This window comes from Streptomyces sp. NRRL S-31, from assembly GCF_000718775.1.
In the GTDB taxonomy this organism is placed as follows: Bacteria; Actinomycetota; Actinomycetes; order Streptomycetales; family Streptomycetaceae; genus Streptomyces.
The window spans coordinates 1-14,158 of record NZ_JOCB01000011.1 but is presented as its reverse complement, the minus strand read 5'-3'; the positions used below and the strand labels follow the sequence as shown (position 1 = coordinate 14,158).

The following is a 14,158-nucleotide window of genomic DNA, read 5'->3' as shown; positions in this document are numbered from 1 at the left end:
GTTCGACGCGGCCTGCTCTGACCCGGCCCCGGTCCGTACGTCCCCGCTGGCGCGGACGCCGCTCTCGGGCCGTGCACCGGCGCCCTCGCTCGTGACCGCCGGTCCGCCCCCGGTGCGTACGGCGGCGTCGGCAGGCCCGCCCACCGCACCCGGCCGCGCTGCCGTACCGCCACCCGGCGCCGCTTCCGTACGCACAGCAGGAGCCCCAGTGCCCCCTGCCCCGGCACCGGGCCGCGACCCCGCGCCACCGGCCCCGGAGACCTCACGTCCCTGGCCCGCCGTCTCGGCCCCGGCACGCACACCGGAGACAGCCCCCTCACCAGGCCGGCCCACCGACCCCGGCGCCCCGGCCTGCTCCGAGCCCCGCACTCCACGCTCAACGGCGGACACCGGGCCCCGACCAGCAGCCTCGCCCCCGCCACCAGCCGTACCGGACACCGGCGTCCGCTCTCCACCCCGGCTCTCGGTCCGCGCGTTCGGCGTGGCCTGCTCCGCCGCCGCACCCGGCCGCGCATCCCCGCCGCCACGGGTCGCGGGCTCCGGCCGCACACCCGCACCCTGACCCGCCACCGACGACGGTTCACCGACAGCGCGCACACCCGAACCAGGCGCCTGGCCCACCGTGGCCGGCCGGGAATCCCCGCCACCAGAGACCACGGCGTCCGGCCGCACACCCGCACCCTGACCCGAAGTCACCGACTCACCAGCACCACGCACACCAGCACCGGCCCCGGCCCCGGACACCTCACCCGGCCGAACGTTCCCGGTCTCACCCGGGCTCTGGATCCGCGCGTTCGGCGTGGCCTGCTCCGCCACCGCACCGGGCCGCGCATCCCCGCCGCCAGGGACCACGGTGTCCTGCCGCGCACCCGCACCCTGACCCGCCACCGACGACGGTTCACCAGCAGCGCGCACACCCGAACCAGGCGCCTGGCCCACCGTGGCCGGCCGGGAACCCCCGCCACCAGAGACCGCCGCGTCAGGCCGCACACCCGCACCCTGACCCGAAGTCACCGGCTCACCAGCACCACGCACACCAGCACCGGCCCCGGCCCCGGACACCTCACCCGGCCGTGCCGCCGTACCAGTCCCCGGCGCCGCCGCCTCGGTACGGACCGCAGGAGCCGCGCCCCCGCCATCCCTGACAGTGGCCTCCGGCCCACCAGCCGCACGAGGCGCGGGAGCCGGGCCGGGCTGAGCGGTGGAGGACGGCCTGGGCGACGCGGTGTTGCCCGTCGACGAGGGCGTGGACGTCTCGGCGCCGCGCGCCACACCCTCCGGCCTGCCCGCAGCCGCCGACGGGGTACCGGTCCCATCCGGTCGCGGACCGGTCGACGCCCCCGCACCGGGCACGGTCGTCTCACCAGCCGTACGACCCACTGGCACACCGGCCTGGCCGCCCGCACCCGGCTCCACAGCCCGGCCCGGCACCACACCGCCGCCCCCGACGGCCTCCGGTCCCTCGGACCGCACGGCACCCGCGACCGGCGTCTCCTCCACACCGCGCACCCCGGCAGACCCGCCACCAGGACCGGCGACGGTGCGCCCCGGCACCTCCGCAGCGCCACCCGCCGACGCGGGCTCCTCCAGCCGAACCGTGCCCGCGTTCGGCGCCGCCGTCTCCGGAGCACGGACCGCGTCCGGTGCTCCACCCTCGCCGCCACCGCTCCGGACAGGCGGAACCACCGGCTCTGCCGTGGAGGCCGTCACAGGGTCCGCCGGCCGCACGGAACCCCCGCCCGGGGCCGACTCCACGGTCTCGAAACCGGGCAGCCCCGTCCCCTGTCGCATGACCGGAGGCACACCACCGGTCCCGACGGGATCCGGGACACCGCCCCGGACCACCGGCTCCGTCCGCGTGACACCAGCGCCAGCCGTGCGCGTACCCGGCGCGCCCGGTGTCCCGGCGCCCGCACCCGCACCCGCACCCGCAGGAACGGTCGTCTCCGGCGTGGGATCAGCGGACGCCGTGTAGCGCGGCAGTGTGTCGACCGAGGGCGAACGACCAGGAGTACCCGCACCCGCAGGAACGGTCGTCTCCGGCCTGGGATCAGCGGACGCCGTGTAGCGCGGCAGTGTGTCGACCGAGGGCGAACGACCAGGAGTACCCGTGCCCGGGTCCGGGGTGACCGTCGTGAAGTCCTTCGTGCCTCCCGGGCCGCCCACACCGCCGAACGCGAACAGATCCGAACTGTTCACACCGTCCGGCGACTTGAACGGATCCTTGGTCGACAGCGACTTGACCGCGTCGGCCAGCCCCTCCGTCGGCGTCGCGTCCGCCTTGCGGCCCCCGCCCGTGTCCGGCCTGCTGAGCATGGCACCCGCCGCACCCGCCAGGAACGCGAGCCCCAGATCCTGGTCCGCACCGAGCGCGGAGTTGACCGCCGCGCCACCCGCCACACCCGACGCGCCACCGATCGCCGTACGCCCGATCAGCGAGTTCGCGAACTTCGGCACGAAATGCGAAGCCACCCCGGAGAACGCGCCGAAGACGGCACCGCCGATGGCCCCGCCCAGCGCCATGTTGCCCACGGTCTTGGCGTCGAAGTGCTTACGCGTGCCCTTGAGCATCTCGATGCCCTGGAGAAGCGCCTCCAGCCCCGACATCGAAGCGGCGCCGATCGCCGCCGACATGAACAGCCGCCGCAGGATCGCCTGGATCACCTGCCGCACACCCGTGATCAGCGCGGGCACCGCCGCCAGCCCGAACAACGTGTTCGCCAGGAACGCCAGTTCGACCAGCATCCAGGCCAGCATCGCCTCGGTCATCGCGGTGGCGTGCTCGACCTCCAGAGCGAAATCGTCGCTCTGCACCCGCAGGTTGTCGGCCGCCTTCGCCAACTCGGGCAACGTCGTGCCCAGCGTCCGCATGTAGCTGTCGAACGCCTCCGCCGGCTGCCCGTTCACATTGGACAGAACACCGTTGCGGACCGAGCTGACCTCGCTCATCATGCCCTGGACCTGCTGGGCAAGGCTGCCCCAGACCTCACCCTGCTGACGCAGCAGGGCAGGATCAGCCTTCGGCAGTTCCGTGCCGGTGATGAGCGCGGCCCACCTAAGGGGCTCGGGAACAGCACTCACGCGCGTCGTCCGCCGCCGCTGCCGCCCCGGCCCTGGGTGCCGCCGAACTGCCCGTTCAGCCGGCTCGTGGCCTGCATGCTGTTCTCATTGGCGCTCGAGAAGCCCTTGCCCATCTCATGCAGGTTCTCCCCGGTCGTGGTCAGGACCGTCCGGATGCCTTGCCCGGCCTCGATGATGTCCCTGGCGACGGGAACGTACCTGCTCGCGAACTGCCGACCGGGCTTGTCATCCCCCCACGCCTTGGACCCGTCCGCGATCACGGCCGACGCTGCCTCGAAAAATCCCCCCAGACGCTCCGCCAGCGCCCTCAGCGGCACGCTCGCGTTCTGGAGCCCGTCGGGGTTGACGATGAAGTTCTCAGCCATGGCGGGGCTCCAATCCGAACAGGTGGGTCAGACGAACGGCGACAGGGGTGACGGGGGGGCGGCGGAACGGTTCCGGCGGCACGGGAAGCACCGTCGGGCCGTCACACCGGGCGGCCCCGGTCCACGTACTCCCGCACCGCGTCCGGCATGACCGGTTCGGACCCCATCAGCTGGGTCACGTCGGCGGACCCGTTCAGCAGTCCCGTCGTATCGAACCCCTGGGGCAGGTGCGGAGCCATGACCTCGGCGACGGCGGCGGTGGCCTTCCCCCTGGCCTCCTGCACCGTCTTGACGATCAGGTCCGCCAGCTCCTTGGGAGCCATGCTGCGGTAGGCGCCGGTGGGGAACTCCACCGACAGCAGCTCGCCCTGCGGGCCGACCGTGACCTTCATGGCCTGCGCCTTGGCCGTGGCGGTGCCCGTCACCTCGCGCATACGGCTCTGCAACTCGCCGATCTGCGCCAACTGGGCCTGGTAGCCCGCCCGCAGTTCCTCGAGCTGATCGTCGTACGGCGTAGACACTGCTCGCTCCTCATGGGTCGGGGGGTCGGACGGTCACCCGGCGCGGGCCTCGGTGACGGATGAGGCGGTCACAGCCTCTGCCGCTCACGTAAACACGAGCGGGCCCGGGAGAGAACCCAAGCTCAGGAGGCGTGCCCGCGTGAACACCGGTCCTGTCCGAAAAGACGTGCTCCGAAAAGACACCCTCCGGCGGGACGTGGACGCTCTACGCCCTGTCCCCCGCCTCCGCCAGCGCCTCGAGGAGCGGCTGTGTCTCCACGGCGAGGGCGACGGCTCCGGCCGGGTTGAGGTAGAGCTGGTGGCCGGGAGGGAGCAGGCCGACGGCCTCCTGGCAGGTCACGACCCGGTACGCCAGTCGCCCGGCCGCGTCCACCTGCGGCTGGGCGGTGAAGGCGGGCACCACCGCGGTGCCCTCAGGGGTCACGGCGGTGACGACTTCGCCGTCCGGGCGGACGTGCACGGCCAGTTCGCTGTCGACGAGGGCGCGTACGACGTCCTCGGGCCGGCCGTAACCGGTGGCGGCCCGCTGCACGGCGTGGTCCGCCGGGTCCGTGGGCGGGGCCCAGCCCAGCGCGGCGGGCGAGGGACGGTAGGTGTCGTTCTCCTGCCACTCGACGATCTCGCCGGCCGCGTCCGAGCGCCACCGGCCGATGACGGCCCAGTCGGGCGGCGGCCCCCCGGCCTCGTCCCAGGCCGGGTCGACCATCCCGAACCAGTGGTCCGGGGCCTGGCGCGCGGCATCCCTGATGTCGTCGGGCGGTTCGGGCACGACCGGTGTGGCGGGTGCGGTGCTCATGTCGCTCATGGGTCCGTTCTCCTGGGCGGCCGAAGCCGTCGAGCGGGCGGTGGAAGGGGCGGCGGGAGGGGCGTCCCGCCCGCGCCGGACGGCTGTGGGCCGTCCGGCACGGGCGAGGGACACGCCGGGTGGGCGTGGGCGGTGCCTAGCCGATGGAGTCCGGTACGACGGGCCGGGTGCCCCAGGTCGAGGCGTCCTGCGTCAGCAGGTTGACCATGCCCTTGTCGTCGGCATCGTCCTCCTCCTGCTCGCCGTCCGCTCCGGTCCCGGTCGCCTCGGCCTCCGGTTCCTCCGGCAGCTCGCCCGCGCCGTTCCCGCAGCGGATCTCGACGTCGGGGTCGAGGCTCGCGGCGGCCGGGCCCTGGACCGCCGTGGCGCCTCGCGCGGCCGGCCGCCAGGTCGTCAGCTCCGGCTCGGCGAAAGACGCGGTGCCCGGGTCCACCGTGCGTTCCGCGGCCCGGGCGGTGCTCGTGCCCTCCGCCTCCCAGACGGCCGGCGCGGCCGTCGCGTACCCGGAGGTGCTCTCCGGGTGCTCGGCGTCGGCCGTACCCTGGCCCGCGAACGCGACCATCAGCATGCCGAAGCCGGCCGCCGCCACGTCCCAGGTGGAGGTGTCCTCCGCCGCCTCGGTCCGCGCCGGCACGGGGACACGGTCGTCGGGCAGGTCCGGCAGCGGGACCGCCACCACCTCTTCGCCGGGCACGGTCTCCGCCGCCCACTGCGCGGTCGCGGACTCGGTCGCCCACTGCACGGTCGCGGACTCCGCCGCCCACTGCGCGGTCGCGGACTCGGTCGCCCACTGCGCGGTGGCGGACTCGGTCGCCTCCTGGCCCGCGCCGGTCTCGGCGGGTGCCTGTGCGGCCGTATGGGCCGGGCCACCGGTCGGCACTGCGGCCGGGTGGGCCGGTGCCGGTGCCGCGGAGGCCGGCGGCGCCGCCGCCCCCGTGACGTCCTCCGACGACCAGACGGCCCGCGAGCCGCCCAGCAGTTCGGACGACGCGGTGCCCTCGCCCCCGGCACCACCGGCACCGGTACGCCCGCCTTGCGCGCCTCCGCGGCCGGTCGGCGCCAACGGCAGGGGCAGCACGGGGACGGGCATCGCCGGTGCGGCGGTGGCCGCACCCGACAGCGTGGAGCCGCCGGTCGGCGCCCCGGCCACCGGAGCCGTTCCCTCCTCCGCGCCCACCTCTCCGGCTCCGGTCCACGGAGCGGTCGCCTGCTCCAGCAGCCCGGAGGAGTCGGACCGTTCGCCCGAGGAGCCGTTCCCGGCACCGGCCCCCTGCGCACCCATGCCCGGGGCCATCGGCATCATCGGCATACCGGCGACCGCGGCGGCGGTCTCACCGGCACCCGGTACCGAGGACACCGCGGATTGCGTCGCCGCCTGTCCCGCGTCCAGCCCGGACAGACCCGGACCACCGGCCGCCGCACCCGCCACCGGCTCCGCCTCCGGTACCGCGAGTCCGGCCGTTCGGCTCCAGCGGCGTTCTGCGCACCCGCACCCGGCGCACCCATGCCCGGCGACATGCACTCACGCTCTCACCCGTGCCCGGCGCCGACGCCGCAGCCGACTGCGGGGTCTCGGCGAGACCGGCAACCGGCTCCAGCGAACTCGCGTCCAACCCGGACAGACCCGGACCACCGGCCGCCGCACCCGCCACCGGCTCGACCTCCGGCAACCCGCCCAGCTCGGCACCACCGGACCACGGCTTCACCTCACCGCCCAACAAGCCGGACGAGTCCGGCCGTTCGGCACCCGCACCGTTCTGCGCACCCGCACCCGGCGCACCCATGCCCGGCATCATCGGCATACCGGCGCCCCCGCCGGCGGAGCCCAATGCCGACGCGTCGGGCAGGCCGGGGGCGGAGGCGAGGTTGGCGGACGGCATCGCGGAGGGCGTGCCGACACCGGGGGCGCTGCTCAGCAGGTCGCTCGGCAGTGCCGCCCCGCCGGTGCCGCCGGCCGTTCCGATGTCCGGCGTACCGATGGTGCCGGTCTCCGGCAGGTTGATTCCCGTACCGCCGGTCCCCGGAAGGGTGGTGCCCGCGCCACCGGTCCCCAGCTCCGGCGTCTGGGCGCCGCCCGTCCAGGCTGTGGGGGGCGCGCTCAGTCCGTTGCCGGACGTCGAGTTGCCGTTGTTCCCCGTCGTCGGTGTGCCCACGGAGCCGAACCCGGGGAGCGGGACGGTGCTGCCGGGGGTGATGCCGTTCCCGGTGGTCGGGGTGAAGGGGTCGTTCAGGCCGCCCGTGGAGCCGGGGAACGGATCGACTGTGCCCCCCGTGCCGCCCGTGCCGAGGTTGCCGGTCCCGGTGGGCAGGTCGGGCACCGTGGCACCACCGGTGAAGGGCGCCGGCGAGCCCGTGCCGCCCGTGCCACCCCCCGTGCCGCCTCCCGTGCCCGTGTCGGGGATGGTGAAGTCCGGCGCGGTCGACCCGCCGGAGCCCAGGTCGCCGGTCGAGGTGCCGCCGGGGAACGGCGCGATCGCTCCGGTGGTGCCGGGGTCGCCGATCGTGCCGGGGTCACCGGCCCCGCCGGTGCCGCCGGTCGTGGCCAGGTCGGGCGGGGGGGCGCCGCCGGTGAACGGGTCCGCGGTACCGCCCGTGCCGCCGCCGTCGCCGCCGCCACCGTTCAGCTCGCTGAGGTCGGGGCTGTTCGGGCCGCCCGAGCCACCGCCTGTGCCCGTGTCGGGGAACTTGGTGCCGCCGTCGTTGCCGCCGCCCGTGGTGGGGTCCTTGACCGGCGAGACGACCGGCTTGGGCTGGACGCGGCCGAGTGTCTGGCTCACCTGGGCGTAGTTCGTGGCGAGCTTCTTCAGCTCGGCCCGCATGTCGTCCGTCATCATCTTGACCAGCTCGGGCTTCTGGCTGATCGGCATGAGGCCGTTGGCCATGGGCTTGACGCCGAGCCGGGCGGCCTGGTTGGCGTACCAGGCGTCGATGGCATGGATGTTGGTCTGGGCGACGGTGAGCGCGTTGGCACTCCAGACGAGGTTCTGGCCGACGGAGGAGCCGGTGGCACCGCCGCCGAGGGCTTCGGCGTTGGAGGCGACCTGCTTGGAGAAGTTGGTCATCGTGTCCATGAAGGCGTCCGCCGCACCGCCCTGCCAGGGCGCGCCTTCGCCGCCGGCCAGGGCTTTGGCCTGGTCGGCCAGGCTCTTGGCGACCATCGCCATGACTTCCTGGACGTACTGGAAGTCGTTCGCCGCCTGCACCAGGGTCTGGGGTGAGGACACGGAGGACGCTCGGCTGTCCCCGCCGGCGCCGGGCACCATGCTGGAGCCACCCACGATGGCCGCCATGATCTGCTTCCAGTCCCAGTTGTCGTAATCGGACGGGGAGCCCTGGACCGTGGGGTCGGCGTAGATGCCACTGTCGTCCTGGTGGAATCCGCCCTGGTTGTAGTCCGGCATAAGCCTGCGCTCTCGTCTGGGGCCTCGGCCTCCGGCGCGCGAGCGTGATCACGGCGGCGGGACCGAGCGCCGAATGCGTCCATGCCTGAGCCGCTGTCGGCGGCACCGGGGTCCGATGCCGCCGACAGCGGCGGGTGTTTCGGTTATGTCTTGGTGGTGCCGCCGGAGCCGCCGTTCTGGTTGCCCGTGGTGGTCGACGATCCACCGGTGGACGTGACGGTTGCACCGCTGTCGTTTCCCAGCCGCTGGAAGTCCGCCGAGGCGTTGCCCAGTGCCTCCAGGAGGTCACTGGTCTTCAAACGGTTGAGTTCTTCCGTCGTACTGTGCTTCTTGCTCAGCTGCTGCATGCCGGTGCTGATGTCCTGCAACCCCTCGGCGAGGTCGTCGAGGACGTTGTAGTACCGCTGCTGGAGGCCTGCGCCGCCGTTGGGTCCCGACGTCTGCGAGCGCAGCTGGTAGGCGTCGTAGAACGCTCCCGGGTGGACGACCGAAGCCGTTCCCGAGGCCATCTTGTTGCGCGCCTCGACGACGTGCGGCACCAGGGCGGCGATGTTCTTGGCGAAGGCGTCCATGGAAGCCGTGTTCACGGCCTCCTTGCCTGTGCCGCTGCCGTTGGGTACGGCAGGCGCTGGCGGCACCGTACCCGGGTCCGGCGTGTTGGGCGTGTCGGGCCGGTGGACGCTGGTGGGGTCCCACGCCTGCGGAGGACCGCCGTCCGGTGCCGGGGCGTCGGGGGGCTCGTAGCCGCCCCGCGTGGGAACGGCGGCCATTCCTACTGCCCGCCCGCGAAGAGCTGCATTCCGAACTTGTAAGCGCCTTGGTACTCTTGCTTGCAGGAGTCCGCCACGGCCTGGGCCTGAGCGGCCTGCGCCTGCATCTGGTGGGACCGCTTGACCCATTCGACCTTGTGCGCGTTGAAGGCCTCGCGGACATCACTCGCCCATTCGGCGAGGGCCTTGGTGTTGCCGGAGTCGAAGTCGTTCGTGAGGGCGTCGATGTGGCTCTGTACGACCTTCAGCCGATCGAGCACCTCGTTGACCGCACCCCAGTTGATCGAGTACGTCTCAGCCATGCTTTTCCCCTTTCCAGGGCACTGCTCGGTTCACAAGTGGTGCGCCGCGGACCCTGGGAACCGGCTCCACGACACGAGGGTTGGCGACCTCTGTCAGAAGCCCGCGAGACCGATGGGCTCCATCGAGCCCGAGGCCAGCGTCGCCGTGGCCTGGCTCGTGGCCTCGTGCGTCTGCGTCGTCGTCTTCAGGTGGGCGTTCATCTTCTGGTTCATGAGGTCCACGTACTCGTGGACCTTCTTGTAGTTGGCGAGCCAGGCGTCGAGGGCGTGCTTGAAGTTCTGCCCGGCCTGGCCCTTCCAGCCGGCCTCGGCCTGCTCCGCGAGCTGCTGCATCTCGCCGTAGGTCAGGCCCACGCCCTCCAGCGCGGACAGGTGCACGTTGATCGAGCCTGCCAAGCCATCAAGGCTGACTGCCTCAGTCCCAGAAGCCATACCGATTCCTCCGATGTGTGCTCGGTCGACACGGAACCCGTGTCCTTGTGCCCTCCATCCTGTTCGCCCGCCGCGTCCGTGGACAGCCGTGGAGGGCCGTGCTGCCCGGTGTGACAGGCTCTTTGCCCCTGCGAGCCGTGCGGGCGCCCGACTCAGCCGACGGGCACGGTCTCGGGCTCGGGTTCGGCGGCGTCCTCGTCGAGCAGATCCGCCACGTCACCGGCGTCGAGGACGCGCGAGACCGCCACGTCGGCCAGCCGGTCGGCCAAGGCGTGCGCCTCGAAGGCACCCCGCGCCGCGGGGACCCGGGTGAAGTGCTCGGCCAGGGCCTCGAACGCCCCCTCGCCGGCCTCGAGACCGGTCGCCGCGAGCCGCTGCACGGTCAGCAGCGCCAGTTCCCCGGGTTCGTACGGCGCGAAGTCGACCTGCCCCGCGAAGGCGGCGGCCAGCTCGGTGCCCGGTGCGCCGCCCAGGAAGTCGGCCAGGGGCCGGGGTTCGGCGGAGAGGATCAGCACCACGTCGTCCCGGAGTGCGGCCAGCTCCCGTACGGCGGTGAGCAGCGCGGTGCGCTCGGGCAGAGCGCGGGAGGCGAAGAACTCGTCGAGTTCCAGCACCAGTACGCCGCCCGCCGCCTCGTCGAACGCGGTCAGCACATTGGCCTCCGCCTGCCCGGGCCAGCGGGACGGCCAGGCGGACAGCGGCACCCGGTGCACCGTGCCGGTGGGCAGCAGTCCGAGTTCGGCGAGCGCCCGCGCGTACAGCACCGCCACCGCGTCACGGCCACTGCCCTCGGTGCCGGAGAACACCAGGTTGGCCCGTCCGGCGAGCGGTTCGCCCCGGTGGTACGCCGGCACCAGGGCGGCCAGCTGGTCCTGGAGCGCCCGGCGTACGCCCTCCAGACCGACCAGTCCGGCGATGCGGGCGACGGCGCGACCGGCCACGGCCTCGGGCGGCCCCTCGCGCACCGCCGCGCCCGCGGCAGCGGCGGTGGCGGTGGTCGTGGCGGTGATCGCGGGGGTCGTCTCCTCCGGGGCCCCGGGCGCCTCGGGCACCACCTCGACGTCGGCCTCGGTGAGCCGGCTCAGTTCGGAGTCGCTGCCCGGCGGGGAGACCGCGAGCCGCGACGCCTGTCTGTTGATCATCGACTCGAAGACCTGGCGGGCGACCCGGCCGTTGCCGAACGTGGGGCCCTTCGGGATGTGCGCGAAGTAGCGGCCCACGGCTTCCAGGGCCCCGTCGGTGAGTTCGTAGAAGTGCTTGGCGCACAGGCCGCGCACGATGGTGACCAGTTCCTCGACCGTGTAGTTGGGGAACTCCACGGTGCGGGAGAAGCGCGAGGCCATGCCGGGGTTGGAGGCCAGGAACTGGTCCATGTGCTCGGAGTAGCCGGCGGCGATGACCACGACCTCGTCGCGGTGGTCCTCCATCAGCTTCATCAGGGTCTCGACGGCCTCCTGACCGAAGTCCGGGCCGGTGCCCTTGGACTGGTTGGTCAGGGTGTACGCCTCGTCGATGAACAGCACGCCGCCGAGGGCCCGGTTGAAGACCTCCGTGGTCTTGATGGCCGTACCGCCGATGATCTGGGCGACCAGGTCGGCGCGGGACACCTCCACCATGTGTCCCTGGGTGAGGATGCCGAGTTCGGCGAGGACGGCGCCGTAGAGGCGGGCCACCGTGGTCTTGCCGGTGCCGGGCGGCCCGGCGAACACCAGGTGCCGGCTCATCGGCGGCATGGGCAGGCCCATCTCCTCGCGCCGCCGTGCCATCTTGTTCAGGTTGATGAGGCCGGTGACCTCCTGCTTGACGCTCTCCAGACCGACGAGCGCGTCCATCTCGGCCAGCGGGCCGGTGCCGGCGTGGCGCGCGGTGGGCCCCGCGTCCCGGCCGACGGCCTCCCCGGGCTGCGACCACCGGTGCCCGGGATCGGCCGGCGCGGTGCCGGCGTCGTCCGCCCCGGTCACGTTCACGGCCTCGAACCGGGGGTTCTGCCGCAGCTGGTGCAGCGCCTGGCCGCCGTTGTCGCGCAGCTCGCAGTCCTGGATCCGCACCGGTTCCTCGGTGTTGGTGCGGATGCCGTCCCCGGTGTTGTCGAAGACCACGCAGTGGGTGAGGTCGGCCCGGCCGCCGGCCTGGATGTGCACGCCATGGCCGTGGGCGCCGTGCACCCGGCAGCCGACGGCCGTGAGGTCGCCGCCGCCCGCGACCCGGACGCCGTCCGCGTCCGAGGCGACGACCTCGGTGTCCTTCAGCTCCGCCCGCGCGTCGGCGCCGACGAGCGCGCCGCAGTCCCGCAGCACGCACGCCTCGGCGACGACGGTGGCCCCGGCGACCGCCAGGCCCGGCGCGCCGACGGCGCCGAGGCGCACTCCGGTGAGCCGGGCGGTGGCGCTCTCCCGGACGTCGACGGCGGGGCCGGAGGACGCCGCCAGCTCCGAGTCGCGCAACGTCAGCACGGCGCCGCCGCTCGCGCGCGCGCCGGTACCGCCGGACACCGACAGCCGCTCGCCCTCCACGGTGGCGTCGTCGGCGAGCAGGAGTCCCTCGCCGCTAGCGTCGCTCACCCGCACCGAGCGCAGCACGGGCGCGCTGCCGCCGTCCACCCGGATGCCGACGGGGGAGCCGGTCACCTGGCAGTCCTCCAGGTACGGCTTGGCGGACTCGGTGATCCGTACGCCGGTCCGGGCGGCGCCCGTGATCGAGCAGCCGCGCAGTTGCGGAGCCGAACCGCCGCTGACGAGGACGGACTCCGCGCCGGAACCGGTGAACACGCAGTCGGCGAGGACGACCTCGCCCCGGCTGGTGAGGTAGGCGTCGAGTCCCGCGCTGCCGGTCACGGTGACGGCGCGCAGCTCGGCGCCGCCGCTCTGCTCGGCGACCAGGGCGGGCTGGGCGCTCGCGGTGATCTCGGTGGTCTCCACGACGGCACGGGCCTGGCCGTTGACGCAGACGCCGTTGCCGCCGGGCTCCTCCAGGCGGCAGTCGCGCACGGTCAGCCGTCCGCGTTCGGCGACCACGATCGCGGAGGACAAGGTCTGGGCCACCGTGCTCTGTTCGACCACGTTGGCACCGGACGACGTCACCACGATGCCCGCCCCGCCGGACCCGGTCACCCGGCACGAGCGGGCGATGAGCGTCCCGCGCTGCCAGGCGAGGATGCCGGCCCAGGCGTTCCCGGAGACCGTGCACTGCTGGAGGGACGCCTCGCCGTGGCGTACCTCGACGACCGGTATCTGTTCGCTGCCGCCCTCCAGGGAGAGCCCGTTGAGCTGGGCCGCCTCGGCGGCGATCACCACGGCGCTGGCGGTGCCGCCGTCGACGCGGACGGCCCCCGGCTCGGCGCCGGAGGCAAGGGTGACGACTCGGTCGATGACGAGGGCCTCGCGGTAGGTGCCCGCGGCGATGGTGATGAGGGCTCCGTCGGAGGCGGCGGCCAGGGCCTGACCGATGGTGCGGTAGGGCGCGGAGCCGTCCTGGGAGACCAGCAGCATCTGCCGGCTCATGGTGTTGTCCTCTTTCCGGGCGGGGCTGGTGGGTTGGGTTGTGGGGGCAGGACGAGTCCGGGCGGAGCGGTGAACCGGACGGCCTGCTCGGGCGTCAGGCTCGGGGCCGTGCCGGTCTCGCCGCCCTGCCAGGTCCGGTCCGCCTGTTCGAGCCCGGACAGGGCCATGTCGTCCAGGGCCGTGCGTCCGGTGTCGACCCGGCCGTCGGCGGAGATCTCCGACGCGGACAGCTCGCGCAGCAGCACGGTCCGCCGGTCGCCGTCGCGGACCGCCAGCACCTTGAAGGTCGTGCCGGGCAGGAAGAGCACCCGGGCCGGCTGGTCCGGGTCGAGCAGGGCGGTGCGGCGCGCGGTCATCGACCAGATCAGCAGGTCGGCGTCACCGGGCACCTCCGGCGCGCCGGAGGTCAGCGCCCAGCAGAACGCCCACTCGGTGACGAGGGTACGGCGGCGGTACCAGTCCCACTCGGCGTCGCCGAGGGTGGCGCGCAGCATGGTGGCGCCCCGGTAGGAGGGCAGCCGGCGCAGTCCCGCGGCCACGCAGCGGGCGAACGGGATGTGCGGCCCCACGGAGGCCGCGCGGATCTGCCGGTCGAGCAGGGCGCTGTCGCCGCGCAGGTAGAGCCGGGCGGCCACCAGGTCGGTGAGGACGTCCTCGGTGGGGGTCTGGGCGCTCCCGCGCAGTCCCGGTGACTCGGAGAGCAGACGGGCCACGGCGCCGGCCCCGTCGTTGTACTGCTGCCGGAAGGCGCCGCGCAGCCACTCGCGTTCCCGGGCGATGCCGTCGCGGGGCGGCACCGCGCTGGCGGCGGGGCTCGGTACGGCCTGGACCCGGGCTCCGGCTCCGGCTCCGGCTCGCACCGTACCGCTCTGGGCCGGGGCCGGGGGTACGGCTCCGGCCCGGGCGGGCCCGGCATCCGGTGCGGTGGGTACGGCTTGGGCGGGGGCGGCCCCGGGGCCCGGCGTGGGCACCGCCGACGGC

Annotated in this window: 10 protein-coding genes and 1 pseudogene; 1 reads left to right on the top strand and 10 read right to left on the bottom strand. The window is 73.9% G+C overall.

Annotated features, from left to right (window positions below):
• Positions 1-2,134: 2,134 nt before the first annotated feature.
• Positions 2,135-2,875 (top strand): hypothetical protein, encoded by a 741-nt coding sequence (locus IF37_RS44360; RefSeq protein ID WP_158727302.1) that lies wholly within the window; start codon positions 2,135-2,137, stop codon positions 2,873-2,875.
• 202 nt (positions 2,876-3,077) lie between these two features.
• On the opposite strand, the gene IF37_RS0106935 is transcribed toward IF37_RS44360, so the two are convergent.
• From IF37_RS0106935 to IF37_RS0106890, 10 genes and pseudogenes are all read right to left on the bottom strand, one after another.
• On the bottom strand, positions 3,078-3,446 hold the full coding sequence (locus IF37_RS0106935) for a hypothetical protein (protein WP_030737820.1): 369 nt from the start codon (positions 3,444-3,446) through the stop codon (positions 3,078-3,080).
• A 101-nt stretch (positions 3,447-3,547) separates the two neighbouring features.
• Positions 3,548-3,967 (bottom strand): YbaB/EbfC family nucleoid-associated protein, encoded by a 420-nt coding sequence (locus IF37_RS0106930; RefSeq protein WP_030737818.1) that lies wholly within the window; start codon positions 3,965-3,967, stop codon positions 3,548-3,550.
• Positions 3,968-4,172: 205 nt separating this feature from the next.
• Positions 4,173-4,772, bottom strand: coding sequence for a type VII secretion system-associated protein (locus tag IF37_RS0106925; RefSeq protein ID WP_030737815.1), 600 nt, complete (start codon positions 4,770-4,772; stop codon positions 4,173-4,175).
• Between the two features lie 136 nt (positions 4,773-4,908).
• On the bottom strand, positions 4,909-6,129 hold the full coding sequence (locus IF37_RS0106920) for a hypothetical protein (protein WP_158727301.1): 1,221 nt from the start codon (positions 6,127-6,129) through the stop codon (positions 4,909-4,911).
• Positions 6,104-8,173: a WXG100 family type VII secretion target gene (locus tag IF37_RS0106915; RefSeq protein ID WP_030737810.1), complete on the bottom strand. Its 2,070-nt coding sequence runs from the start codon at positions 8,171-8,173 to the stop codon at positions 6,104-6,106. Before IF37_RS0106915 ends, IF37_RS0106920 begins: the two co-directional genes overlap by 26 nt.
• 143 nt (positions 8,174-8,316) lie before the next feature.
• Positions 8,317-8,760, bottom strand: coding sequence for a hypothetical protein (locus tag IF37_RS0106910; RefSeq protein WP_158727300.1), 444 nt, complete (start codon positions 8,758-8,760; stop codon positions 8,317-8,319).
• Positions 8,761-8,945: 185 nt separating this feature from the next.
• Complete coding sequence (locus tag IF37_RS0106905) at positions 8,946-9,245, bottom strand: hypothetical protein (protein ID WP_030737805.1); 300 nt, start codon at positions 9,243-9,245, stop codon at positions 8,946-8,948.
• Between the two features lie 93 nt (positions 9,246-9,338).
• The gene (locus IF37_RS0106900) at positions 9,339-9,641 is read right to left on the bottom strand and encodes a hypothetical protein (protein WP_030737803.1); all 303 of its coding nucleotides are present in this window, start codon (positions 9,639-9,641) and stop codon (positions 9,339-9,341) included.
• Between the two features lie 188 nt (positions 9,642-9,829).
• Positions 9,830-13,177, bottom strand: a complete 3,348-nt coding sequence (locus IF37_RS0106895) for a right-handed parallel beta-helix repeat-containing protein (protein WP_030737801.1) — start codon at positions 13,175-13,177, stop codon at positions 9,830-9,832.
• A pseudogene (locus tag IF37_RS0106890) lies at positions 13,174-14,158 on the bottom strand (hypothetical protein); the annotation flags it as partial. The gene IF37_RS0106895 and the pseudogene IF37_RS0106890, both read right to left, overlap by 4 nt.